Origin of the sequence: Paenibacillus sp. 102 (assembly GCF_039549175.1) — a bacterium.
GTDB lineage: Bacteria > Bacillota > Bacilli > Bacillales > Bacillaceae_G > Bacillus_A.
In genome coordinates, this window is sequence record NZ_JBCGHT010000001.1 from 305,964 (window position 1) to 327,964 (window position 22,001).

General features: G+C 37.3%; 22 protein-coding genes. 4 read left to right on the forward strand and 18 right to left on the reverse strand.

Translation table 11 applies throughout. From position 1 onward, the window contains the following. Positions 1-84: 84 nt before the first annotated feature. Both dpaB and dpaA read right to left on the reverse strand, forming a co-directional pair. On the reverse strand, positions 85-684 hold the full coding sequence (gene dpaB, locus AAIE21_RS01565; protein ID WP_343265170.1) for a dipicolinate synthase subunit B: 600 nt from the start codon (positions 682-684) through the stop codon (positions 85-87). Beyond that, complete coding sequence (dpaA, locus tag AAIE21_RS01570) at positions 681-1,583, reverse strand: dipicolinic acid synthetase subunit A (protein WP_343265171.1); 903 nt, start codon at positions 1,581-1,583, stop codon at positions 681-683. The genes dpaB and dpaA overlap by 4 nt, the downstream gene beginning before the upstream one ends. Positions 1,584-1,950: 367 nt before the next feature. Between dpaA and AAIE21_RS01575 the strand changes: the two genes are divergently transcribed. The 4 genes from AAIE21_RS01575 (at position 1,951) to AAIE21_RS01590 (ending at position 2,935) form a co-directional block, all read left to right on the forward strand. Then, positions 1,951-2,055 (forward strand): YjcZ family sporulation protein, encoded by a 105-nt coding sequence (locus tag AAIE21_RS01575; RefSeq protein ID WP_343265172.1) that lies wholly within the window; start codon positions 1,951-1,953, stop codon positions 2,053-2,055. Positions 2,056-2,095: 40 nt separating this feature from the next. Further along, on the forward strand, positions 2,096-2,200 hold the full coding sequence (locus AAIE21_RS01580; RefSeq protein ID WP_343265173.1) for a YjcZ family sporulation protein: 105 nt from the start codon (positions 2,096-2,098) through the stop codon (positions 2,198-2,200). 25 nt (positions 2,201-2,225) lie between these two features. Then, complete coding sequence (locus AAIE21_RS01585) at positions 2,226-2,360, forward strand: YjcZ family sporulation protein (RefSeq protein WP_481858657.1); 135 nt, start codon at positions 2,226-2,228, stop codon at positions 2,358-2,360. 125 nt (positions 2,361-2,485) lie between these two features. After that, positions 2,486-2,935: a hypothetical protein gene (locus AAIE21_RS01590; RefSeq protein ID WP_343265175.1), complete on the forward strand. Its 450-nt coding sequence runs from the start codon at positions 2,486-2,488 to the stop codon at positions 2,933-2,935. A 50-nt stretch (positions 2,936-2,985) separates the two neighbouring features. On the opposite strand, the gene AAIE21_RS01595 is transcribed toward AAIE21_RS01590, so the two are convergent. The 16 genes from AAIE21_RS01595 to AAIE21_RS01670 all read right to left on the reverse strand — a co-directional run bounded on the left by AAIE21_RS01595 (position 2,986) and on the right by AAIE21_RS01670 (position 21,962). Beyond that, entirely contained in the window at positions 2,986-3,219 is a 234-nt protein-coding gene (locus AAIE21_RS01595; RefSeq protein ID WP_343265897.1) for a YlmC/YmxH family sporulation protein, read from the reverse strand. A gap of 190 nt (positions 3,220-3,409) precedes the next feature. Continuing rightward, the gene (locus AAIE21_RS01600) at positions 3,410-4,648 is read right to left on the reverse strand and encodes a M16 family metallopeptidase (RefSeq protein WP_343265176.1); all 1,239 of its coding nucleotides are present in this window, start codon (positions 4,646-4,648) and stop codon (positions 3,410-3,412) included. An 86-nt stretch (positions 4,649-4,734) separates the two neighbouring features. Further along, a complete protein-coding gene (locus AAIE21_RS01605) occupies positions 4,735-5,634 on the reverse strand; it encodes a polysaccharide deacetylase family protein (RefSeq protein ID WP_343265177.1) in 900 nt (299 codons plus the stop codon). Positions 5,635-5,795: 161 nt separating this feature from the next. Next, a complete protein-coding gene (pnp, locus tag AAIE21_RS01610; protein WP_343265178.1) occupies positions 5,796-7,949 on the reverse strand; it encodes a polyribonucleotide nucleotidyltransferase in 2,154 nt (717 codons plus the stop codon). Between the two features lie 160 nt (positions 7,950-8,109). After that, positions 8,110-8,379 carry a 30S ribosomal protein S15 gene (gene rpsO, locus AAIE21_RS01615; protein WP_001229392.1) on the reverse strand — a complete coding sequence of 90 codons (270 nt, stop codon included), beginning with the start codon at positions 8,377-8,379 and terminating at the stop codon, positions 8,110-8,112. Between the two features lie 100 nt (positions 8,380-8,479). Further along, on the reverse strand, positions 8,480-9,451 hold the full coding sequence (gene ribF / locus AAIE21_RS01620) for a bifunctional riboflavin kinase/FAD synthetase (RefSeq protein WP_343265179.1): 972 nt from the start codon (positions 9,449-9,451) through the stop codon (positions 8,480-8,482). Positions 9,452-9,494: 43 nt separating this feature from the next. Next, positions 9,495-10,418, reverse strand: a complete 924-nt coding sequence (gene truB / locus AAIE21_RS01625; RefSeq protein WP_343265180.1) for a tRNA pseudouridine(55) synthase TruB — start codon at positions 10,416-10,418, stop codon at positions 9,495-9,497. A gap of 173 nt (positions 10,419-10,591) precedes the next feature. After that, positions 10,592-10,948, reverse strand: coding sequence for a 30S ribosome-binding factor RbfA (gene rbfA / locus AAIE21_RS01630; RefSeq protein ID WP_000776436.1), 357 nt, complete (start codon positions 10,946-10,948; stop codon positions 10,592-10,594). Positions 10,949-10,963: 15 nt separating this feature from the next. Continuing rightward, on the reverse strand, positions 10,964-11,245 hold the full coding sequence (locus tag AAIE21_RS01635) for a DUF503 domain-containing protein (protein WP_343265181.1): 282 nt from the start codon (positions 11,243-11,245) through the stop codon (positions 10,964-10,966). Further along, positions 11,242-13,311 carry a translation initiation factor IF-2 gene (gene infB, locus AAIE21_RS01640; protein WP_343265182.1) on the reverse strand — a complete coding sequence of 690 codons (2,070 nt, stop codon included), beginning with the start codon at positions 13,309-13,311 and terminating at the stop codon, positions 11,242-11,244. The genes AAIE21_RS01635 and infB overlap by 4 nt, the downstream gene beginning before the upstream one ends. Positions 13,312-13,315: 4 nt before the next feature. After that, positions 13,316-13,627 (reverse strand): YlxQ family RNA-binding protein, encoded by a 312-nt coding sequence (locus AAIE21_RS01645; RefSeq protein ID WP_033672080.1) that lies wholly within the window; start codon positions 13,625-13,627, stop codon positions 13,316-13,318. After that, a complete protein-coding gene (gene rnpM, locus AAIE21_RS01650; protein WP_033672081.1) occupies positions 13,628-13,900 on the reverse strand; it encodes an RNase P modulator RnpM in 273 nt (90 codons plus the stop codon). An 11-nt stretch (positions 13,901-13,911) separates the two neighbouring features. Next, positions 13,912-15,012, reverse strand: coding sequence for a transcription termination factor NusA (nusA, locus tag AAIE21_RS01655; protein ID WP_017151264.1), 1,101 nt, complete (start codon positions 15,010-15,012; stop codon positions 13,912-13,914). A 17-nt stretch (positions 15,013-15,029) separates the two neighbouring features. Then, positions 15,030-15,500: a ribosome maturation factor RimP gene (rimP, locus tag AAIE21_RS01660; RefSeq protein WP_343265183.1), complete on the reverse strand. Its 471-nt coding sequence runs from the start codon at positions 15,498-15,500 to the stop codon at positions 15,030-15,032. A 334-nt stretch (positions 15,501-15,834) separates the two neighbouring features. Next, a complete protein-coding gene (locus AAIE21_RS01665) occupies positions 15,835-20,136 on the reverse strand; it encodes a PolC-type DNA polymerase III (protein ID WP_343265184.1) in 4,302 nt (1,433 codons plus the stop codon). A 125-nt stretch (positions 20,137-20,261) separates the two neighbouring features. Then, complete coding sequence (locus AAIE21_RS01670) at positions 20,262-21,962, reverse strand: proline--tRNA ligase (protein WP_343265185.1); 1,701 nt, start codon at positions 21,960-21,962, stop codon at positions 20,262-20,264. Positions 21,963-22,001: the final 39 nt, after the last annotated feature.

The window sequence follows — 22,001 nt, forward strand, 5'->3', positions numbered from 1 at the left end:
TTCTAACCTTAATAACATTAATTTTATCATATTCTGCAACAAGAATGATGGTTTCGTAAAAAATTGTCTGTTTTTTTTCGTTTTTTAATTCATATATCTGAATTTTTCTACAACAACAGGTTGTAACTGCTTCCCTTCTATCGCTTCTACAATTGTATCTTCAAGAAGTTCCATACGAGCTACCATTGAATTTGGTTTTTTCTCCGGTGCATCTTGCCCAAATGGCACAAAATAAATATGTTTGGTAGACATTAAACGCATTAAATTTACACCGTTAAGACCAAGAGCATCATTTGTCGAAACAGCTAATACAACTGGTTTTCCATTTCGAAGCGTCGCCTTTGCTGCCATTAATACCGGTGAATCTGTCATTGCATTTGCAAATTTACTCATTGAATTTCCTGTTAAAGGGGCGATAACCATACAGTCTAGCGGAATCTTTGGACCAAGAGGTTCTGCCCCAACGATCGAATTGATTACTTTATGTCCTGTTACTTCTTCAATCTTTTTAATCCACTCTGCACCTTCACCAAATCTAGTATTTGTCGATTGTACAGTATAGGAAACAACCGGTCTCACTTCCGCCCCTTCTGCAACTAACTTTTCTAAATGTGGCATAACTTCTTCATACGTACAATGAGAACCTGTAAACCCAAACCCAATTCGTTTCCCTTTTAAACTCATTTTCCATTCTCCTCCTTCGCAATCATATCTGCTGTTAATAACTGAGAAAGAACATTTGCTAAAATTTGTCCTGCTGTTTTTGGGGCAACAATTCCTGGAAGACCGGGTGCTAACAAGGCTTTAATCCCTCGCTTCTCTGCATAACGAAAATCCGTACCACCAGGCTTAGAAGCCAAATCAATGATCAATGTATGAGCTGGCATCCTCGAAATAACACTTGCCGTTACAACAAGGTGTGGAATTGTATTAATAACAATATCAACATCACTTACTTCTTCCTCAATATCCTGCATATAAAAAGGAGAGAACATCATTTCCGAAATACGAGCGATATGTTCTGAGCGTCGCGCCCCTACTTTGACATGAGCTCCTAGTGATTGAAAAGCTCGAGCTACACTCATTCCTGTTCTACCAAATCCTAAAACCATTACATTCGAACCATGAATTGTATAGTCTGTATGTTGAATAACCATCATTAATGTTCCTTCTACCGTTGGAATAGAATTGTAGATCGCCACATCGTCACGATCAAATAGTCTCACAAGTTTTCGATTTGTGGTAGATACAATACTCTCTAAATACGGTGTACCAATTCCTGAATATATAGTAAAGTTTGCTGGTGTTTTTTCAATCTGTTCTTTTGTAAGCGCAACTTTTTCGTTTGAAAAAATAGTATCCACTTCTCCTTTTGCATTTGTTCCTGCTACCGGCAAAATAATTGCATCTAAAGAAGTGAAATCTAGATTTTGCATACTCTCTTTTGCTGCCCCTGTAAAACCATGATCCAGTTGATCAAATCCTACTAATGAAAGTTTCGCATCAAGTTCAACCAACTTACGAATCACTTCTAGCTGCCTTGCATCTCCTCCTATGACAGCAATGTGCATCTCAGTCAACATTCCCTACTTCACCTTCTTTTTCTTTCATTTATAAGAAAAGTGCCTACTTTTTCTTTTTCCTCCACATCATATGTACTGTATAAGCTTTGGGTGATTGAATTCAAACAGAAAGCCCTGTTTTTTAAAAATCTTAATATTATAGTTTAATAATTGATTAATGGCACTTGTCCAAAAATGAAAAAATTAATATAAAAGCACATTACCATTCGCTAGACTCTACATATAGTATCAGTGTATTGACAAGCAAGCACGAGCTGTTCTACTGACAAAATTAGCTCTTGGTAGCTTACTTTCATTACTAGCTGTATTGTTAAAACTTTTGGTAGTATTGTGAAGTTTATTTTCGTATAGAACGGAGGGGGATCTCTTGGCTGAACAAAAAGGATATGGCTGTGGTGGTTATGGCGGATTCGCTTTACTAGTCGTATTATTTATTTTGCTTATTATCGTTGGTGCTGCTTGTTTTTATTAATTTGTAACATTTATTTTTGTATAGAATGGAGGGGAATTTCTTGACTGAACAAAAAGGATATGGCTGTGGTGGTTATGGCGGATTCGCTTTACTAGTCGTATTATTTATTTTGCTTATTATCGTTGGTGCTGCTTGTTTTTATTAATTTGTAACATTTATTTTTGTATAGAATGGAGGGGAATTTCTTGACTGAACAAAAAGGATATGGCTGTGGTGGTTATGGCGGATTTGCTTTACTAGTCGTGCTGTTTATTCTGCTTATTATTATCGGAGCAAGCTGTTGGGGTGGCGGATCTCGTGGTTAAGTAACACCTTTCGCATCTCTTTAAAGTCAAATAATGGATTGCTTCACATTATGTGAAGCAATCCTTAACTCATATATCATATGTTTAAGACAATCTATATGTTCATTGTGAAAGGAGGAGAAAAAGTGAAATCTAAGCCCTATTTCCCAAAAAACGCTTCATATCAGTTGTCATCATCTATTACAAAGAATGAGGAATCAAAAATAAAAATTTCATCGCAAAAAGAAATTATCGAACAGGTAGTAAAAACAAAGAAATACATCAATCTTCCTCCAAATCAACCTTCTAAACAAACAACGAGTACAGCAAATAAAACGCAAAAGCAAGATTTTAAATCTAATACCTCTTTCCCATTTCAAATTAATATTCCTTATTTCAATATACACTTAGATTCGACAGAACTGCTAAGTATCGCTAAATCTGTACTTACAGAAACGCTATTGAGGAAAATTAAGGACCCTGAATTTTTAATCAATATTTTAAATAGTGAAGGTGGAAATAAATTACTTAATTTAGCAGGTAACTTTTTAAATGATAGTAATAAAAAAACAGGAGAAAATACCCATGAAAAATAATTTTAATCATGTACGTTATCTTAAATTATAAATTTCTACTGTATTTGCTACTATTCCAAATCAAAAATAATCATATCATGCCCTACCTTCTTAATCCTGCTCCATTCTACTCTTACTTCTTGCTGTTCTCTTTTGAAGCCACCCCATTTTCCAACTGGTATGATAAGAGCTTGAATCTTCCCATCTTTTTCATTAATTTCTAAATCCGCGTGACCTAACACTCCCATTTTTTCCGCCCGCTCTAGATCCACGATTTCTTTTCCACTTAATTCACTTAAACGCATATGACTCTCTCCTTCCCAAACATCTTTCATAACAATATCCTCAAATCCCATCCTATAATAAGTACGTATTCTACAGGTCTGTAAAAAATACCAAAAATATGCTCTACTTCCTACCATTCAAAATTTTTTATAATTACAAAAGCTTAATACACAAAAAACCGCATCTCCTCGTAAGAGATACGGTTTTTCCTTATTTCATTCCTTTTGGAAGCTCTCCGTTCGGACTAATTAGCGCCGCGGAAAATTCATTTGTAAACATATTGCGAATCAATGTATCTACATCTGTTTTCGTCACATTGTTTACACTCTCAATAATTTCATCAAGAGAACGATGCTTTCTAAGAAGTAATTCATTTTTCCCATTACGGCTCATACGACTATTCGTACTCTCTAAACTTAACATTAAGTTTCCTTTAAGCTGCTCTTTACTGTTCACAAGTTCTTTCTCTGTAATACCTGTATTTTTCAACGTCTCTAAAGTTTCTTGCATTGTATCATACAAAGTATCTAATTGTTGGCTTCCTGTGCCACCGTAAAGTGTTAACATCCCTGTATCTTCATAAGAAGAATGATAAGAGAACACTGAATATGCTAATCCTCTTTGTTCACGTACTTCTTGGAATAAGCGGCTACTCATACTACCACCTAATACATTATTTAATACAATTAAGTTATAAATATCTTCATGCCCCATTTGCAAACCTTGGAATCCTAAACACAAATGTGCTTGCTCTGTTTCCTTTTTGCGGGCCACTTTGTTAAAATGAAAAATCGGGCTATGTACTTGTTCACGATTTGTTGTTCCCTCGTAGTTTCCAAAATATTGTTCCACTGTTTGGACAAATGTTTCATCAATATTTCCAGCAATCGAAACGACAACATTTTCAGGCGTATAATGATCTTTTATATATTGACGCAGTGTATCCCCTGTAAATGTTTCAAGCGTTTCTTCTGTACCTAAAATTGGGTATCCTAGTGGATGGGTCTCATAGGTCGCTTTCGTTAACATGTCATGTACGATATCATCTGGTGTATCCTCATACATTTTAATTTCTTCAAATACAACGTTCTTCTCTTTTTTCAATTCTCCCTCATCAAATGTGGAGTTAAAGAACATATCAGCTAATACATCAAGCGCATATTTTGCATGCTCATCAAGTACCTTTGCATAATAGCACGTGTATTCTTTTGAAGTAAATGCATTCACTTGACCACCGATGCTATCAAATGATTCTGCAATTTCTCTTGCACTACGCGTCTCTGTCCCCTTAAAAAACATGTGCTCTAAAAAGTGCGAAATACCATTATTTTTTTCATTTTCATTTCTTGAACCTGCATGAATCCATATACCAATTGCAACAGAACGAACAGTTGGTATATTCTCCATAACGATTCTTACACCATTTTTACAAGTATATTTTTTAATCAAAAACTTTCCTCCTAATGCCAGTTTCTCTAAATAATTGCTATTATTTAATGATAACAAGTTTGAACATGAATGTCATGCAAATGTATTTAATCAATGCGCTTTTCATCTAATAATTCTGTAATATTCCCTACTTTATACCCTTGTTTTTTTAGTTGTGAAATCATCGTATCTAGTGCCTCAGCTGTTGGAGATGTCGGATGCATCAATACAATTGCACCTGGATGTACTTTCCGCATCACACGCTGGAGAATCACTTCAGGCTCCGGGCGTTTCCAATCGATTGTATCAACTGTCCACATAATAGTCCCCATCTTTAATCCATCCGCTACTTCTACAACTTCATCACGAAAACTTCCACTTGGTGGTGCAAACCATCGTACCTTTTGATTGGTAGCTGCCTCAATAATTTGATTTGTCTTTTGTAATTGTTCTAGCATCTGACTTTTAGATAGCGTTTTCATATCAGGATGTGTATAAGAATGATTTCCCACTTCTTGCTTTGCATCTACAATCATTTTTGCGAATCTTAAATTTTCTTTTACCCAACGCCCTTCTAAAAAGAACGTTGCCTTTACATCGTGCTTTTTCAATGTTTCTAGTATACGCGGCAGATACTCATTTCCCCACGCCACATTTATCGTTAAACCTACCATTTTTTTATGTGGATGCCCACGATAAATGGGAGAAGGTGATAAATCTTCTAAATGCGTGTTTGGTGAAACTTCCCGATATACAAGTTGCTTTTCATCAAACTCTCCTGTTTTCTTCATGTTATTATATGATGCTTCAATATCAACCTCTTTACCATTATACCCTGGCGTTGCTTTCCATATCTTATCAATTATCGCATTTTGTGGCGCAATTGAATATTGTTTCGCTTGTTTCTGAATTTCCTCATAAAGACCATCATTTGCCAGCGCTGAATACGAGCCTACCCCCATCCAAAGAAAGAATACAGATATGAATATAATTATACGAGTTCTCATACAAACCCTCCCATTAACTATACAAATAAGAAAAAACCATTTTCTTCTTATCCTTGTTAATTTGAGCGTTATCATGAAAACTATACCTTTTCTTCAATAAAATCTATGCATCAAATATATTTTATTTAACAAAAAAAGCCAGGTTTTCCTGGCTTTTTTACTTATTTTTGTTCTTGTGTATTTTCTTGTTTTGAAGCTTCTTCTTGTGCTGCTTCTTTTTCTTGCTCTTCTTTTAGCAATACTTTTCTAGATAGGTTTACACGACCTTGTTTGTCAATCTCGATAACTTTTACAGAAATCTCGTCACCGACTTTAACAACATCTTCTACTTTACCTACACGCTCAAGCGCAAGTTCGGAAATATGAACAAGACCATCTTTACCACTGAATAACCCAACGAAAGCACCGAATTTTTCAACGCGTTTTACTTTTCCTAAGTAAATTTCGCCTACTTGTACTTCACGAACGATATCTTCGATGATTTTTTTCGCCTTTTCATTCATTTCTTGATCAATAGAAGAAATAAAGACCGTACCATCTTGCTCAATATCAATTTTCACGCCAGTTTCTTCAATGATTTTGTTAATTTGCTTGCCGCTCGGTCCAATAACATCACGGATTTTGTCCGGATTAATTGTCATTGTAATAATTTTTGGAGCATATGCAGATAGCTCTTTACGAGGCTCAGCGATAGCAGATAACATATGATCTAGAATATGCATACGACCAACTTTCGCTTGTTGCAATGCTTCTTCTAAAATTTCACGAGATAAACCATCAATTTTAATATCCATTTGTAGCGCCGTTACACCTTGTGCTGTACCAGCTACTTTAAAGTCCATATCACCTAAGTGATCTTCCATACCTTGGATATCAGTTAAAATTGTGTAGTGCTCACCAGACTTTACAAGTCCCATCGCAATACCAGCAACTGGCGCTTTAAGTGGAACACCTGCGTCCATCATTGCTAATGTACTACCACAAATACTTGCTTGTGAAGTAGAACCGTTCGATTCTAATACTTCTGATACAAGACGAACTGTATATGGGAAATCTTGCTCAGATGGAATAACCGGCTCAAGAGCACGCTCACCTAATGCACCATGACCAATTTCACGACGACCTGGTCCACGCATTGGTCTTGTTTCCCCAACACTAAATGATGGGAAATTATAATGGTGCATAAAGCGTTTTGATTCTTCTACACCAAGACCATCTAAAATTTGCACATCACCCAATGCTCCTAATGTACAAATACTTAACGCTTGTGTTTGCCCACGTGTAAATAAACCAGAACCGTGCGTACGAGATAAAATACCTACCTCTGATGCTAAAGGACGGATTTCATCACCTTTACGTCCATCTGGACGAATTTTTTCAACTGTAATAAGACGACGTACTTCTTCTTTTACAATTTTATATAAAACTTCATTTACTTGTCCTAATGTTTCAGCATCAGCTTCATTAGCTTCGTAATGCTCAATCACACGCTTTTTCACTTCATTAATTGCATCTTCACGTGCGTGTTTTTCATGTACTTGAATCGCAGCATGCATATCTTTCTCTGCCATTTCGCGTACGGTTTGATTGATTGTAGTATCTACTTCATATAATTTCACTTCTGTTTTTTCTTTACCAACAGCTTGTACAATCTCTTCTTGGAAAGCAACTAGACGTTTAATTTCCTCATGCCCAAACATAATTGCCTCTAACATTGTTTCTTCAGGTACTTGATCAGCTCCTGCTTCTACCATGTTAATTGCATCTTTTGTTCCAGCTACAACAAGGTGAATATCACTCTTCTCTTGTTGTTCTACTGTTGGATTAATAACGAATTCGCCATCAATACGACCAACTGTTGCGCCTGCGATTGGACCTTCAAATGGAACATCTGAAATCGATAACGCTAATGAAGAACCAAGCATAGCTGCCATTTCAGAAGAACAATCTTGATCAACACTCATTACGATGCTGACAACTTGCACTTCGTTACGGAAACCATCTGCGAAAAGCGGACGAATTGGTCGGTCAATTAAGCGACTTGCTAAAATTGCTTTTTCACTTGGACGACCTTCACGTTTAATAAAGCCGCCTGGGATTTTTCCAACTGCGTATAAACGTTCTTCATAGTTTACTGTAAGCGGGAAGAAATCTACATTTTTTGGCTCTTTTGATGCAGTTGCTGTTGATAGAACTGCTGTATCGCCATATCTTACTAATACTGCGCCGTTTGCTTGTTTTGCAAGCTGTCCTGTTTCAATTGTTAGCTGGCGACCAGCTAAATCTATCGAGAAGACTTGCTTTTCTTGACTCATTTAAGTACCCCTCTCAATTTAAAATATTCAATTCTTCTATGTAAATGGATAATATATCACAATATTCTTCCTCTAGTATTACCGAAATTTAAGTAGGCTATTAAGAGTAGAAGATATATTTTTACCTAACAAAAAAGCGGGAATATTCCCGCTTCTTTGACTATCGACGTAAGCCAAGCTTTGTGATTAATTCACGGTAGCGTGTGATATCGCTATTACGAAGGTAAGTAAGTAAGTTACGACGTTTACCAACCATCTTTAATAGACCACGACGTGAATGATGATCTTTCTTGTGAGTACGTAAGTGCTCATTTAGAGTGTTAATTTGCTCTGTTAGGACAGCAATTTGAACCTCTGGAGAACCAGTATCAGTCTCATGAGTTCTAAATTGTGCAATGATTTCATTTTTACGCTCTTGTGTTAAAGCCATCCTATTTCACCTCCTAATAATTAAACCCCCAATTACCTAGCAAGCGTCGGTGAGTCGCAATGCCAAGCAATGGTTGTCATAAAGTACATAACATAGAATACTACTTTTCGTTTGAAAAAGCAAGTATATTCTTTGCCGTGCTAAAATATTCTTGTGCTATTTTTTTATCTTTTGCAATTTGAGCGACTAATTCATCGATGCCATTAAACTTTCTCTCTTCTCGAATACGTATATGCCACTCAACAGCAACAACTTGATCATATATGTCCTCATTGAAATGGAATAGATGCACTTCAATAGACAGTTTGCGCTCATCTTCTTTAAAGGTTGGCTTATAACCGATATTACATACGCCATCATGCCACTCATCATGAACTTTTAATCTTACTGCATACACACCAATAGGCGGCAAAAGATATTCCTCACTTAAAGCAACATTAGCTGTCGGAAAACCGATTTGACGTCCACGTTTATCCCCGTGAACAACCGCCCCCTCTACTATATAAGCTCTCCCTAAAATAGATGGAATTTGTTCCATTTCTCCATTTCGAATCAATTTTCGTAATGCTGTGGAACTTACTTTTTCTTCTTGGAATTCAACTTTTTCAATCACGGTCTGTGTAAACTCCCCTCTTGCATGAAATGGTAAAGTCTCCATCGTCCCTTTTCCTAAACGTCCATATGAATAATCAAAACCTGCTACTACATGCTTTACATTTAGCCCAATAATATATTCATCTACAAACTGTTGTGGCAGTAATCGAGCAAATGATTCATCGAATTTCACCACATATAATATATCAATTCCTAAACTTGCAATTACTTTTTCTTTAATAAACGGTGGTGTAATGTACTCCACATGCGCTTCTTTTTTCCCTAATACAACAGACGGGTGTGGATGAAATGTCATAACAGCACTTCTACATCCTCTTTCATCCGCTATTTGTTTTGCTGTTCGAATCACACGTTGATGTCCTAAATGAATGCCATCAAAAAATCCTAATGCCATTACAGTAGGTGGTAATTCTATTTTATTTTGTTTATGTGGATGAGTTAAATGAATGAGTTTCACGCTTGAATTCACCTTTTTCTGTAATAATCCTTCTAATAATTCATTATAGCTTTAGTTCCTGATTATTCACAAGTACTTTCATTGGCTTTAACATACCAGGGTGTTTTGGATGATGTTCATAAATTGCTAAGCAACGCTCGTTCTTATCAAAGACTGTGATAAACGGCGCTGTCACTTGCAATTCGTTCTTTAAAAACATACCATTTTTTATCTTTTCTGCTTGTTTTTCATCTACAACCATTTTCGGAAATTTACTTAACGCATCATCAATTGAGATAAAAATAGACTCTACTGCTCCATTTTGCATGTTTTCTTCAATTTCTTCAAATGATATGCAATCTTCTAGCAAAAATTCTCCTGAAGCTGTGCGCACAAGGTGTGACATATGTGCTGGGAATCCTAATTTCTCACCAATCATAACCGCCAATGTCCTCACATATGTTCCTTTGCTACATGTAACTCGGAAGCGGAGTGAAATATTCTCTCCTTCAAATACTTCACGATCATCAAGTAACACAAATTCGTGGATTGTTATTGTGCGAACTGGGCGTTCCACTTCTTTTCCTGCTCTTGCGTATTCATATAGTTTCTTTCCATTTACTTTTACAGCTGAATACATAGGAGGAACTTGCTCAATTGTACCCGTTAATTCTGCTAATACATCTTCCACTTCCGCACGTGTAATGATGCGATTTACATCCTGCTTTTCTACTACTTCACCAGAAGCATCTTCAGTCGTTGTTGAAAATCCTAGTGTAACTTCACCTTCATATGTTTTCGTTTCACTTGTTAAAAATTGTGCGATTTTTGTTGCACGACCTACACAAATCGGTAATACTCCTGTCACGTCTGGATCTAATGTTCCTGTATGACCAATTCTTTTTTCGCGTAATATCTTTCTTAACTTAAATACACAATCGTGTGATGTCATTCCTTTTGGTTTATGTAATAGTAATACACCTTCCATATGTTCACCTCATCGTTATACTTTTGTAGGGGATGTTCAAGAAATCCAATATAAATAGCAATCGCAACTCTTCGTCTCGAAATGCTCCATTCTCTTTATCCTTCCTTTTGAACACTCACTTGTATGCAATACTTACTCTCCATTGAAAAAATGGATAGACAAATGTCTATCCATTATTCTTCACGTTTACCGTCTTTATTAATTTCATGTAAAAGTGTATCAATTCGATGACCATAAGCAATTGACTCATCGAATTCAAAGGTAATTTCAGGTGTTTTACGAAGACGAATACGTTGCCCAATTTCAGCACGAATAAATCCTTTTGCCTTCGCTAAGCCTTTTAATGTATTTTCTTTCTGCTCTTCGTCTCCTAAAACAGAAATATACACTTTGGCAATTTGTAAATCCCCACTTACCTGCACATCTGTTACTGTAACAAATCCAATACGCGGGTCTTTAATTTTACGACTAATAATGTCGCCTAATTCTTTTTTCATTTGCTCACCCACGCGGTTCGCACGTAATTTCATAACTTTTCACCTCATTCAATACCATTCCAATTGTGTTATCGTACGTTCAATCTCAGGAAATGAATCAATGTACGCAAGTACACGATTCATTTCTTTTTCACAGACAACACGATTTGAAGATACGGAAACAATTGCAATTTCTGTACGTTGCCATACATCTTGATGTCCGACTTCAGAAACAGCTACATTATATCGCTGTTTCACACGAGTTAACACCCGTTGTAAAATTGCTCGTTTCTCCTTTAAAGAATGCACATCATAAATCATACACTCGAATGAGAGCGAAGCGATAATCATCGCTTCACTTCTTCCATAATGTACGCCTCAATGATGTCCCCTTCTTTAAGATCGTTGTATCTTTCAACTGTAATACCACACTCATAGTTTTGTGCAACTTCTTTTACGTCGTCTTTGAAACGTTTTAGCGTATCAAGTTGTCCTTCGTAAATTACTACACCATCACGGATAATACGAACACCACTATCACGCGTGATTTTACCGTCTGTTACGTAACATCCTGCAATTGTTCCAACTTTTGTTACTTTGAATGTTTGACGCACTTCCGCTTGACCAATTACTTTTTCTTCGAATTCAGGATCAAGCATACCTTGCATTGCTGCTTCAATCTCTTCGATTACTTTGTAAATAATACGGTGTAAGCGAATATCAACATTTTCTAGCTCAGCTGTACGTTTCGCGTTCACATCAGGACGTACGTTAAATCCGATTACAATCGCATTAGATGCAGAAGCTAAAATAATATCAGACTCTGTAATCGCACCTACGCCTGTATGGATAATTTTCACTTTTACGCCTTCAACATCAATTTTTCGAAGTGATGCTGCCATTGCTTCCACAGAACCTTGTACGTCTGCTTTCACAATTAAGTTAATTTCTTTCATTTCGCCTTCTTGAATTTGTTGGAATAAATCTTCAAGGCTTAATTTAGATTTCTCACCGCGCTGTGCAAGCAATGCTTGTTGTGCACGTGATTCACCAATTTGACGCGCTTTCTTCTCATCAGCAAATGCCATGAATCGATCGCCCGCTTGTGGTACTTCATTTAAACCTGTAATTTCGACAGGAGTAGATGGTCCAGCAACTTTCACACGACGTCCGATATCACTTACCATCGCACGAACACGTCCAAATGATGTTCCAACAACAATTGGATCTCCCACTCGAAGTGTACCATTTTGTACAAGTAAAGTTGCAATTGTTCCTTTACCTTTATCAAGCTGTGCTTCAATTACAGTACCAGTTGCATAACGGTTTGGATTTGCTTTATACTCTTCTACTTCACTTACAAGTAGAATCATTTCTAGCAAGTTGTCAATTCCTTCACCTTGAATTGCAGAAATCGGTACAAAAATTGTATCTCCGCCCCAAGCTTCTGGAACTAATTCGTATTCTGTTAATTCTTGCATTACACGGTCTGGATTTGCTGCTGGTTTATCCATTTTATTCACAGCTACAATAATTGGTACTCCAGCTGCTTTTGCATGGTTAATTGCTTCAACTGTTTGTGGCATAACACCGTCATCAGCTGCTACAACAAGGATTGTAATATCTGTTACTTGTGCACCACGTGCGCGCATCGTTGTAAACGCTGCGTGACCTGGTGTATCTAAGAACGTAATTTTCTTGTCATTTACTTCAACTTGGTATGCACCAATATGCTGAGTAATTCCACCAGCTTCGCCAGCAGTTACTTTTGAATTACGGATAGAATCCAATAATGTTGTTTTACCATGGTCAACGTGTCCCATAATTGTAACAACAGCTGGACGTTCTTTTAAGTTTTCTTCATTGTCTTGCTCATCGATAAATGTTTCAAACTCTGTTTCACTTACAATTACTTCTTCTTCTACTTCAATACCATAATCACTCGCAAGTAGCTCAATTGTATCTTTATCTAAATCTTGGTTAATTGTCGCCATAATACCTAGCATAAAGAGCTTTTTAATAAGTTCAGATGGCTCTTTTCCTAGTTTTTTTGCAAGCTCACTTACTGTAAGAGAGCCAGAGAAAGTGATTTTATCTGGTGTTTCTACAGCTGGTGTTTGTTGTCTTCCAGCAAAGTTTTCTTGACGTTTGTCTTCATTTCCTTTGCCTTTTTTCTTTTTCTTATTATTGCTGTTCTTTTTACTACGAACAACTTTTTCTTCTACTTCAAACTCATCTGCAACAGAAGATTTTTCTGTTCCATTATTATATTGATTATCTAAATTATTTACTACTTCATCGTCTAACATTGTCATATGATTCGAAACCTCGATATTCATTTCTTTTAGTTTTGTAATAATATCTTTACTTGAGACATTGTGTTTTTTTGCATATTCATATACTCGAATTTTACTCATACCTTCACCCCCGGTAGGTTGTATCAAGCATGCTACGCAGCTTTTTCGCAAAGCCCTCATCTAACACGGCTACAACGACTCGCTCTTCTCTCCCAATCGCATGCCCTAATTGTTGTCGATTTTCGACTTTTCTCATTGGTACGTTGTAGTACGTTGTTTTATCCGTGATACGTTTTGTAGTATTCGCTGACGCATCTTCGGAAAGAAGTACAAGCTTCGCTTTCCCACCTCGTACTTCTTTTAATACAAGTTCTTCACCCGAAATAATTTTCCGAGCTCGGTTTGCTAACCCTAAAAACGATTTCCAATCAGACACTTATTTCGACTCCTTCTCAACAAGCTCAAGAAGCTCTTCATAAAGAGAACTGTCGACTTTCGCTTTTAGATGATGTTCCAAAACGTTTTTCTTTTGCGCTTGTAGTATGCATTCTTTGTCTTTTGACAAATATGCACCGCGTCCTGATTTCTTTCCAGTTAAATCAATGGACACTTCGCCCTCTTTGGAACGAACAATGCGAACGAGCTCGCGTTTTGATTTCATTTCTTGTGTTGCAATACATTTTCGTAACGGAACTTTTCGATTGCTCACAATCATCACCTCTATTCGATTTCGTCTTCAACTGAATCGAATGCGATCATGTTGTCTTCTTCTGTTACAATGCCAAGTTGCTTCGCATCAGATTCGCTTTTAATATCAATTTTCCAGCCAGTTAATTTCGCTGCAAGACGTGCATTTTGCCCGCGTTTACCAATTGCTAATGAAAGCTGATGGTCTGGAACAACAACAGTTGTTGCTTTTTCCTCTTCATTCACAAGTACTTTTACAACTTGTGATGGACTTAACGCATTTGCTACATATTCAACTGGATCATTTGACCAGCGAACAATATCAATCTTTTCACCTTTTAGTTCATCTACAATGCGTTGTACACGTTGTCCTTTGGGACCTACGCAAGAACCTACTGGATCAACATCGATATTCTCTGCATATACAGAAATTTTAGAACGATCGCCTGCTTCACGTGCTACAGAACGAATTTCTACAGTTCCATCATAAATTTCTGGCACTTCAATTTCAAATAAACGTTTTAAAAGACCTGGATGTGTACGTGATACGTAAATTTGTGGTCCTTTTGTCGTTTTTTCTACTTTTGTAATGAACACGCGAATTCGATCATGTGGTTTATATTGTTCATTCGGCATTTGCTCACTTACTGGTAATAAAGCTTCTACTTTTCCTAAGCTTACATAAATAAAACGAGCATCTTGACGTTGTACAATACCAACCATAATGTCTTCTTCGCGATCACTAAATTCTGAATAAATGACACCGCGTTCTGCTTCACGTACACGTTGTGTCACAACTTGTTTTGCAGTTTGTGCTGCAATACGTCCGAAATCTTTTGGCGTTACTTCAATTTCTAATACGTCACCATCTTGATAGTTCGGATTGATATGTCTTGCTTCTTCTACAGAAATTTCAAGACGTGGGTCAAACACATTATCTACAACGTCTTTACGTGCTAAAACTTGAATTGTTCCCACTTCTGGATTAAAGCTAACACGTACGTTTTGTGCTTGGTTAAAATTGCGTTTATAAGCAGAGATTAAAGCTGCCTCAATTGCATCAATAATAATATCTTTGCTAATACCTTTTTCTGATTCTAATACGAGCAAAGCATCTAACAACTCAGTGCTCATGAAGATCCCCCTTCTTACTAAAACGTAACAGCAAGTCGCGCATTTGCAACTTTATCCATTGGAATTTGGATTTCTTTTTTACGTGTTTTAATTGTTAATAGTAGTGTAATTGTTGTACCATCGTAGGACAGTAGCTTTCCTTCAAACATCTTTTCACCATCAATCGGCTCATATGTTTTAATTGCCACTTGCTTTCCTACCGCTTGCTGGAAGTCTTTTTCTTTCTTTAATGGGCGTTCCGCTCCAGGAGATGATACATCCAAAAAGTAAAGATGAGGAATTGGATCCTCTTTATCTAAAGCTTCGCTTAAACGTTCACTTACAGCGCCGCATTCTTCAATGTCTACTCCTGTCTCTGAATCGATGGATACGCGTAGGAACCAATCTTGTCCTTCTTTCACGTATTCTACATCTACAAGTTCAAGATTTAACTCTTCAACAATCGGCTGCGCAAGTGCTTCAACAACTTCTGTGACTTTCTTATCCATAAACAGCCTCCTTTCTGCCGCCATGTACCATTTGAAAGAAAAAAACCGCTCGATTTAAAACGGTCTATCTTATTCTTTCTCGTTAGCTAACAAAAGCCCCTGCCATTAAGCAGGGAATATCTGTCTTAGTATTACCAAATTTAAGAAGTAAAACTTGTAACAAAATATGTATATACGACAGAAATGTTTCACCTATATACGTAGGTAAAACATAGATAGTAACACGAAAGAGTGGGTTTCCCCACTCTTTTTTTTGCACAATATACATGACATGGTTATCTCGGTTAATAGTATACCATAGCAAATAACGATTTGCAAAGACTTTTCCTGCCTGTTAGAACAGTGATAATTGGTTTTTATCCGGTAGATCACCTAAACACCCTTGGCTATCTAAATACTCAATGATTGTTTTAGAAAGCCTACTACGTTGTTGCAAATCTTCTTTTGATAAGAATTCACCATTTTCACGTGCTTCAACGATACTTATGGCAGCGTTAGTACCAAGACCAGGTATTGCATTAAACGGAGGAATTAACGTCTCTCCATCAATAATAAAGTCAGTCGCGTGTGAACGATATAAATCAACCTTTTGGAATGAATAGCCACGTTCGCACATTTCAAGTGTCATTTCTAATACAGTTAGTAAACTTTTTTCTTTCGGTGCTGCATCTAACCCTTTTTGTACAATCTCCTCAATCCGCGCCCTGATTGATGCCGAACCTTTTGCCATCGCCTCTACATCAAAGTCATCTGCACGTACTGTAAAGTATGCTGCGTAGAATAAGAGTGCAAAATGCACTTTGAAATAAGCGATACGCACAGCCATAAGTACATAAGCAGCCGCATGGGCCTTAGGGAACATGTACTTAATTTTTTTACAAGAATCAATATACCAACCAGGTACATTGTTATTACGCATTTCCTCTTCCCACTCTTCCGGTACCCCCTTACCTTTACGCACCGATTCCATGATTTTGAACGCTAAGGATGGATCCAAACCTTGATAAATCAAGTACACCATAATATCATCACGACAACCGATAACTTCGCTCAGCGTACATGTACCGTTATAAATCAGTTCATTCGCATTACCAAGCCATACGTCTGTACCATGGGATAGTCCAGAAATTTGGACAAGCTCTGAGAATGTCGTTGGCTTTGTTTCTTCTAACATCTGTCTTACGAACTTCGTACCAAACTCCGGAATACCGAGTGTACCTGTTTTACAATTAATTTGTTCTTCTGTTACACCTAATGATTCTGGACCAGAGAAGATTTTCATTACTTCTGGATCATCTGTCGGTATTGTTTTCGGATCCACACCGCTTAAATCTTGTAGCATACGAATCACGGTTGGATCATCGTGCCCAAGTATATCTAGTTTCAACAAATTATCATGAATAGAATGGAAATCAAAGTGTGTCGTTCTCCATTCCGCCCCTACTGAATCAGCAGGAAATTGAATTGGTGAAAAATCAAAAATATCCATATAATCTGGCACAACAATAATACCACCTGGATGCTGTCCTGTTGTACGTTTTACCCCTGTACACCCTGAAACCAGACGATCAATCTCAGCGTTTCGAATTGTTAAATTATGATCATTGGCATAACCTTTTACATAACCGTAAGCCGTTTTTTCTGCTACTGTACCAATTGTTCCAGCGCGATATACATAGTCCTCACCGAACAGTACTTTCGTATAGTTATGGGCGCGTGGTTGGTATTCTCCGGAGAAGTTCAAATCAATATCCGGCACCTTATCTCCTTTAAAGCCAAGGAACGTTTCGAACGGAATATCATGTCCATCTTTTACATACGGAATATTACATGTTGGACACTCTTTATCCGGTAAGTCAAAACCAGAACCTACAGAACCATCATTAAAGAATTCTGACTGCTTACACTGGGGACATACATAGTGCGGTGGTAATGGGTTTACTTCTGTAATTTCCATCATTGTCGCAACGAATGATGATCCTACCGATCCACGCGAACCTACAAGATAGCCGTCTACAAGTGATTTTTTCACAAGCTTATGTGAAATTAAATAAATAACAGCAAATCCATGTCCAATAATACTTTTTAATTCTTTTTCCAGACGGGCTTCTACGATCTCTGGTAGTTCTTCGCCATAGATGCTACGCGCCATTTCATAACTCATATCACGCGTTTCATCATCTGCTCCTTCAATTTTCGGTGTATATAGATCATCTTTTACAGGATGAACATCTCCAATTAACGATGCAATCTTTTGTGTGTTTGTCACAACAATTTCTTTCGCTTTCTCTTCACCTAAGAATGAGAAGCACTCTAACATTTCATCTGTTGTACGGAAATATACTGGCGGTAGTGAATGACGATTTAACGGGTTTGCTCCGCCCTGCGAACTCACTAAAATTTTACGATATATTGCATCTTCTGGATCTAAATAATGTACGTTCCCTGTAGCAACAACTGGCTTATCTAACGTTTCACCTAGTTTTACTAAGTTAGAAATAATCGTTTTTAACTGCCCTTCATCTCGAACGAGTTCACGTTCTACTAAATGACGTAACACCTCTGGAGGCATAACCTCAATATAGTCATAAAACTGTGCAATCTCTTCTACTTCTTCAGGAGATTTTTGCATCATCGCTTCAAAAACTTCCCCTTTATCACAAGCCGTCCCTACTAAAATGCCTTCACGATATTTTTTTAATAGTGAACGTGGTACACGTGGTACACGATAAAAGTAATTCAAGTGAGAATACGAAACAAGTTTATATAAATTTTTCAATCCAACATCAGATGTTGCAAGTAGTGTCGTATGACTTGGACGTCCACGTTTATATGCATCCCCTTGCCCCATGCTATCGTTTAATTGATCGTGATATTCAAATCCTTTTTCAATGACATCTTTTAACATTTTCACAAGTAAATATCCCGTTGCTTCTGTATCATAAATCGCACGGTGATGTTGCGTTAATTCAATGTCGAGCTTTTTACACATCGTATTTAAGCGATGATTCTTCATCTCTGGGAATAAGAATCTAGCTAATTCCAATGTATCAATAACTGGATTTTTTGGTTTTTCTAAACCGCATTTCTTAAATCCAACATTTAAAAACCCCATATCAAAGCTTGCATTATGGGCAACAAGTGTATGATCGCCCATCCATGCTTCAAACTTTTTAAATACTTCGCCTACTTCTGGTGCATCAGTTAACATATCGTCTGTTATACCTGTTAATTCAATGATTGTTGCCGATAATGGTTGATGCGGATTTGCAAAAGATTCAAAGCGATCAATAATTTCGCCGCCTTTTACTTTCACAGCAGCTAATTCAATAACAGTATCATATACAGCTGATAGACCTGTCGTTTCAACGTCAAAAACAACGTATGTTTCATCTGCAAGTAATCTGTGTTCTTCATTATACGCAATCGGAACACCATCATTTACAAGATTGGCCTCTACACCATAAATAACCTTTACACCTGCTTTTTTACCTGCAGAATATGCTTCTGGGAAAGACTGTGCAACCGCGTGATCTGTAACGGCAATTGCTTCGTGTCCCCATTTTCCAGCTTGGGCAACAAGCTTAGATACCCCGGTAACAGCATCCATCTGACTCATTGGTGTATGCAAGTGCAGTTCCACCCGTTTTTCCCCTTCAGGTGCTTTATCTTTGCGAGAAGGTCCCGTTATTTCGTTAATATCGTTCGCAATCATAACTAAATCACGGACAAACGTATCATTTTGAACCGAACCTCGCGCTTTTACCCACATTCCTTTTTTCAATGATTGCAGAAGCGGAAGATCCTCTTTATCACGCGAAAACATCTTAATCATAATGGAATCCGTATAATCTGTTATTTTTAAAGTTAATAACGTACGCCCACTACGGAGTTCCTTCGTCTCTACATGGAAGACATAACCCTGCACGGTTTTTCGTCTCTCTTCATCTTGAATTTCACGCATCGGTGTAATTTCTTCATCAGGCTTAATAAGATAGCCGAGGACAATTGGTCCTTCATGTACAACATCATTTTCTTCAGCTTGTTTCTTCGCCATCTCTTCCATGGCTTGTATAACACGCTGACGATCTTCTTGCTGCGTTTGCTCACGAAACTTTTGAACTTCTTCATCATTTTGTTTTATATGTGTTTCCAGCTGAAAACGAGGAAATCCAAAGACTTCATATTGATCTCCTACTGGCTTTGCAAGATTTTTCTTTAACGCAGTAGATTCTAAATCATTATTTACATTTAGTAATAACTTCACACCATTTACATGTGGAAGTTGTGTTTTTAAATATGCAAACATCGGAGAAAAAGTGATTCGATCTGTACAAAGTGGCCAATATGCCTTTACCTCCTCCTCCGTGAATTGTTTATTTTCCGCTTCTAGTGCAAATGACGTCTTTGCAATATGTGAAAATGACTGCTGGAGCTGTGTTTCTAACAGTTCATATAATTCTGTTGGTAAAATACGTGGCACTTGCAAATCAAAATGCCAACTCTTATTTGCTTTATCAACAACCAACCTTTGAATGCCACCACCTTGTAAATATTGATTTATAAGGCCTTCAGGCATTTGTAACTGCTGAAGCAAAATTTGAAATCGCTCTTGTTGTTCATTTGTTAACGACATACGCACCCTCCTTCCATCTGCTATTATAAAATGAAACGTTCAGCAAAGAAAGATTTCTTCCTTCTTCCCTTACAAAGCTTACTCTACAAAGAAAGAGAAGGTACCTCACAATGAGGTACCTCTTCTTATTTTAAAATATTAGCGATATATGTGTGAAGTTCTTCAACTTTCACTTCTGCAGATTCATTTGTAGCACGCACTTTTACTTCAACGATACCTTCATCAGCTTTTTTCCCAACTGTTACTCGAACCGGAAGCCCGAATAAGTCTGCATCAGCAAATTTAACACCTGCACGTTCCGTACGATCATCTAACAATACTTCATAACCTTGTTCTTGTAATGAATTGTAGATTGTTTCGCCCACTTCGCGCTGTGCATCAGACTTCATATTTACTGGAATTACATGTACATGGAATGGCGCTACAGCTTTTGGCCAAACTAAACCATTCTCGTCATTAAACTGTTCAGCAATCGCTGCTACTGTACGTGACACTCCAATACCATAGCATCCCATGATCAGCGGCTTCGTTTTTCCATTCTCATCTAAGAATGTAGCATTCATTGCTTCACTATAACGTGTACCTAATTTAAATACATGCCCAACTTCGATTCCGCGTGCAAAACGAATTGTACCATTTCCATCTGGAGATTGATCTCCTTCTTGGATGAAACGTAAATCTATATATTGACTTACTTTAAAGTCACGCTCTGGATTTACATTTACATAATGGAAGCCTTCTTCGTTTGCACCGCAGCAACCATTTACAACTGCCGCTACAGCGTGATCTGCGATTACTTCTACAGCTCCTGTTACACCAATTGGACCTAAAGAACCTACTTCACAATTTAATAGACTTCTTACCTCTTCATGTGAAGCAAGTTCAACAACTGAAGCACCATATACGTTCTTTACTTTCACATCATTTACTTCGTGGTCACCACGAACAAGTACAACAACAAATTTCTCATCTACTTTAAATACCATAGATTTAATACAATTAGATGCTGCAATGTTTAAAAATGCAGATACTTCTTCAATTGCCTTTTGGTCTGGTGTTGCTACTTTTTCAAGTGCTTTTTCTATTTCATCACTCTTTGTATAAGAAGCAACAACAGGAGCCATTTCAATATTCGCTGCATAATCAGATGTATCAGAATACGCAATTGTATCTTCTCCTACATCAGATAACGCCATAAACTCATGTGTATCTTTACCACCCATTGCTCCAGAATCAGCAATAACCGCACGAAAATTCAATCCACAGCGAGCAAAGATATTAGAATATGCTTGGTACAGTCCACTATAAACTTCATCTAAACTTTCTTGTGTTGCATGGAAAGAATAAGCATCTTTCATTAAAAACTCTCTTCCGCGTAATAAACCAAAACGTGGTCTTTGCTCGTCACGGAATTTTGTTTGGATTTGATATAATGTTAACGGTAACTTTTTATAAGATTTAATTTCATCACGTACAAGGTCTGTAATAACTTCTTCATGCGTTGCTCCTAGTGCAAACTCACGATTATTACGATCTTTCATACGCATTAACTCAGAACCGTAAGAGTACCAACGACCTGATTCTTGCCATAATTCAGCTGCTTGTAATGCTGGCATTAATAATTCTACAGCTCCTGCTCGTTCCATTTCTTCTCGAACAATACGCTCCACCTTATGCAATACTTTTAGCCCAAGTGGTAAAAAGCTGTAAATACCAGAAGCATTTTGACGCATAAATCCTGCACGAAGTAGCAATTGATGACTTTTAATCTCAGCATCTGCTGGCACTTCACGTAATGTAGGACTAAATACCATACTTTGTTTCATCTATTCGCACCTCTTTATTTTACTCTACTACATAGTAAA

Bases quoted from the DNA above. Each gene is read 5' to 3' on its own strand.
- dpaB (WP_343265170.1), bottom strand. From the start codon at position 684: ATGAGTTTAAAAGGGAAACGAATTGGGTTTGGGTTTACAGGTTCTCAT.
- dpaA (WP_343265171.1), bottom strand. From the start codon at position 1,583: ATGTTGACTGAGATGCACATTGCTGTCATAGGAGGAGATGCAAGGCAG.
- AAIE21_RS01585 (WP_481858657.1), top strand. From the start codon at position 2,226: ATGGAGGGGAATTTCTTGACTGAACAAAAAGGATATGGCTGTGGTGGT.
- AAIE21_RS01595 (WP_343265897.1), bottom strand. From the start codon at position 3,219: ATGCGTTTAAGTGAATTAAGTGGAAAAGAAATCGTGGATCTAGAGCGG.
- AAIE21_RS01605 (WP_343265177.1), bottom strand. From the start codon at position 5,634: ATGAGAACTCGTATAATTATATTCATATCTGTATTCTTTCTTTGGATG.
- pnp (WP_343265178.1), bottom strand. From the start codon at position 7,949: ATGAGTCAAGAAAAGCAAGTCTTCTCGATAGATTTAGCTGGTCGCCAG.
- rpsO (WP_001229392.1), bottom strand. From the start codon at position 8,379: ATGGCTTTAACACAAGAGCGTAAAAATGAAATCATTGCACAATTTAGA.
- truB (WP_343265180.1), bottom strand. From the start codon at position 10,418: ATGGAAGGTGTATTACTATTACATAAACCAAAAGGAATGACATCACAC.
- rbfA (WP_000776436.1), bottom strand. From the start codon at position 10,948: ATGAAATTACGTGCGAACCGCGTGGGTGAGCAAATGAAAAAAGAATTA.
- AAIE21_RS01635 (WP_343265181.1), bottom strand. From the start codon at position 11,245: ATGATTATCGCTTCGCTCTCATTCGAGTGTATGATTTATGATGTGCAT.
- infB (WP_343265182.1), bottom strand. From the start codon at position 13,311: ATGAGTAAAATTCGAGTATATGAATATGCAAAAAAACACAATGTCTCA.
- nusA (WP_017151264.1), bottom strand. From the start codon at position 15,012: ATGAGCACTGAGTTGTTAGATGCTTTGCTCGTATTAGAATCAGAAAAA.
- rimP (WP_343265183.1), bottom strand. From the start codon at position 15,500: ATGGATAAGAAAGTCACAGAAGTTGTTGAAGCACTTGCGCAGCCGATT.
- AAIE21_RS01665 (WP_343265184.1), bottom strand. From the start codon at position 20,136: ATGTCGTTAACAAATGAACAACAAGAGCGATTTCAAATTTTGCTTCAG.
- AAIE21_RS01670 (WP_343265185.1), bottom strand. From the start codon at position 21,962: ATGAAACAAAGTATGGTATTTAGTCCTACATTACGTGAAGTGCCAGCA.